Consider the following 3,244-nt stretch of genomic DNA (forward strand, 5'->3'; position numbering starts at 1 on the left):
TCGAATTGTTCAAGGATGTCGCTTTCGGACTCGCCCCTCTGTCAGGAGAGGATGCACTATGGCTTATAAAACAGGTTAAAGGCCACCGGCTCCTCGAGGGCTATAGAGGCAATCCCCCGGCAGACCTGCAGCGACTTGTCGGGATTATCGTCACCATCTCCGAGATGATGGCGACGGGACTCATTGAAGAGATAGATTTAAACCCGATAGCGCTCTATCCGAAAGGCGCGGTGGTACTGGACGCAAAGATGTCTGTCGTAGCTCCCGCTGCCTGAGGCCCTTATTTCTCTCTCATCCCGCGGTTTCTTTCTGCCCATAACGGATAAATCCTTTTGAATCCCGGCTCTAGCGTCAATTGCCGGGCCATTCAGGAGAGTACAAAAGTTGTATAATAAAATTATGTCTGAAGAGGCAGTCAGCATCCATTCTCTGACCAAGAAGGTTCTCTCCTACAACCCGAAAGCGGACGTAAGCCTCCTGAAGAATGCCTATGTCTTTTCGCGGGAGGCGCATTGCAGCCAGACGAGGGTTGAAGGGACGCCCTATATAGGCCATCCGCTTTCCGTGGCCGATATCCTCGCCGGCATGAAGATGGATATTGCGGCCATCGCCGCGGGTCTGCTTCATGACACCGTTGAAGACACGGGCACGTCGACAAGGGACGTGAAGGAGCTGTTCGGGAACGAGATAGCGTTTCTTGTTGATTCCCTCACAAAGCTGAGCAGGATAGAGTTCAAGACAAAGGAAGAGGCGCAGGCGGAAAACTTCCGGAAAATGCTTCTCGCTATGTCGGAGGACATCCGCGTAATCTTCATTAAGTTTGCCGACAGACTCCACAACATGAGGACACTGCAATTCCTCCCTGAAAACAAGCGTCAGAGGATAGCCACCGAGACCCTCGAGATATACGCACCCCTGGCGAACAGACTCGGTATCGGATGGTTGCGTCTTGAATTTGAAGACCTGGGTTTTAAGTTCCTCATGCCCGAGCTCTTTGAAGAACTGGCTCTGAAAGTCGCGAAGAGGAAAGAGGAGCAGGAAGGCTACCTGAAAGAAGTCATGCTGACCGTGGAGGAGAAGCTGCGAGACGCCGGCATTTACGGCAGGGTCTCGGGGAGGGTCAAGCACTTCTACGGAATCTATCAGAAGATGCAGAAGCAGAGGATCACCTTTGACCAGGTCCATGATGTTTTAGGGTTGAGAATCATTACCGATACGAAGGCGAACTGTTATACGATCATGGGGCTGATCCATTCTCTCTGGACCCCGATTCCCGGCAGATTTAAGGATTACATCGCCATGCCAAAGTCGAATATGTACCAGTCCCTCCATACGACGGTGATAGGGCCGAAGGGAGAACGGGTCGAATTTCAGATACGCACCGATGAAATGAACAAGATTGCTGAAGAGGGAATAGCGTCTCACTGGAGGTACAAAGAGAGAGAGTCTCTCAAACAGAAGGACAGCCAGTATATCTCGTGGCTCAGAGAGTTGATTCACACGCAGAAGGAACTCCCCGACGCTAGAGATTTCATGGAGGCGGTCAAGGGCGAGGTTGTCCCCGAGGTCGTCTATGTCTTCACTCCGAAGGGTGAGATACAGGAACTCCCCGTCGGTTCAACTCCCGTTGATTTCGCATACGGAATCCACACGCAAGTCGGTCATAAATGTATAGGAGCAAAGATCAACGGGAGGATCGTGCCGCTGAAGTATCAGCTGAAAAACGGCGATACCGTGGAGATCATAACGTCCCCCGCGCACGGGCCGAGCAGGGACTGGCTCAAGTTCGTGGTCACGCAGCGCGCGAAGGGCAGGATTAAACAATGGATCAAGGCGGAAGAGAGGAAACAGAGCATCGAATTGGGCGCAAAGCTTCTCGAAGTCGAATTGAAAAGGCATCATGTCAAACCTTCGGCATTGAAGGCGGAAGAGACGGAAGCGGTCGCCAAGGCTTTCGGCATGCAGACCTATGACGATCTCCTCGTATCAGTCGGATACGGCAAGGTGACGCCCCATCAGGTGGCGAACAGGCTCCTTCCCGGAAAACCACCCGAGGCCCATCTCCGAAAACCCCAGGACCTTCTCGGAGCCCCTCAGGAAGACCTCGTCCAGAAGGGATTAAGACCGGAGAGAGAACACAAGGGGATCAGCATAAAGGGAATCGATCATATCCTTTACCACACGGCGAAGTGTTGTCTGCCGGTGCCCGGAGACAGTCTCGTCGGTTTTGTCACGAGGGGCAAGGGCGTGACGATACACCGGAGGGACTGCCCGAACCTCGAGAGGCTCACCATCGATGATGCACGGCTCATCGAGGTAGACTGGAAACCCGGCGAGGAGACGACAACGACGACGAGAATCCTCGTCGAGACGATCGACAGACCGGGCATCATAGCGGAATTGGGCGCCCTGATAGCAACGGTAAACGTGAATATAAGTCATATGACCGCAAACACGACTCAGGATAAAAAGGCCCATATCGTTTTCAATCTCGAAGTGAAGGACAAGAGGCAGCTCAATGGCCTCATTCAGAAGATAGCGCAGACCGAGGGAGTTCTCAGGGTAAAGAGATGAGCCGAACGTCAGGAGAGGCCTTCAGAGCCTCACCTGAAGGGCTGTGAGTATCCAGTTCAACGCCCCGCCTCCGAGAAACGCGAGCGGGAATACGACAGCTGCCATCCCCAACGCCATCTGCAGCCCTCTTTCTTTCACGATCATGAAGAAATTGGCAAGACAGGGGATGAAGAGGGTGATCGTAACAAGGCTCACCACCGACTGCACCGGCGTGAGGAGTCCTTTTTCAGCCATGGTAAAGAGGCCTGCTGCGCCATAATCCCTTCTCAGAAAACCGAGAATGAACGACTCTGTCGTCTGTTCCGGGAGACCTATGAAATTTACAACAATTGGTGACGCCGCTTTTTCGAGGACAACGAGGAGATTGATCTTATGGAGGACGAAGAGTATGAAGGTGCCGAGAATGAAGAGAGGCACCGCCTCCTTGAGGTACCATTCGGCCCTTCCCGCGGTCTTTATCAGAATGTTCATCGCATCGGGCCTTCTCATCGGGGGTATTTCGAGAAAGAAATCGGTTCTCTCCCCCTTGACGATCTTTGAGGCGAGAAAGCCCGAGAGCAGGAGCGTTACGAGCACGCTGCCTGTCCAGATGATCGTCGCCTTGAAGGAGAGGGCACCGAGCATGCCGAGGATAACGCCGATTTGTGCCGAACAGGGAATGGCGAGCGCG

General features: G+C 53.4%; 3 protein-coding genes. 2 read left to right on the forward strand and 1 reads right to left on the reverse strand.

Annotated elements, in window-relative coordinates; translation table 11 throughout:
• Both VEI96_10850 and VEI96_10855 read left to right on the forward strand, forming a co-directional pair.
• A partial coding sequence (locus VEI96_10850) for an acetate--CoA ligase family protein (GenBank protein HXX58489.1) occupies positions 1-275 on the forward strand: 275 nt, incomplete at its 5' end.
• A 109-nt stretch (positions 276-384) separates the two neighbouring features.
• A complete protein-coding gene (locus VEI96_10855) occupies positions 385-2,574 on the forward strand; it encodes a bifunctional (p)ppGpp synthetase/guanosine-3',5'-bis(diphosphate) 3'-pyrophosphohydrolase (protein ID HXX58490.1) in 2,190 nt (729 codons plus the stop codon).
• A gap of 21 nt (positions 2,575-2,595) precedes the next feature.
• On the opposite strand, the gene VEI96_10860 is transcribed toward VEI96_10855, so the two are convergent.
• Positions 2,596-3,244 (reverse strand): nucleoside recognition domain-containing protein (locus VEI96_10860; GenBank protein ID HXX58491.1); only part of this gene is annotated, 649 nt, incomplete at its 5' end.

The organism is Thermodesulfovibrionales bacterium, assembly GCA_035622735.1.
Classification (GTDB): Bacteria; Nitrospirota; Thermodesulfovibrionia; order Thermodesulfovibrionales; family UBA9159; genus DASPUT01.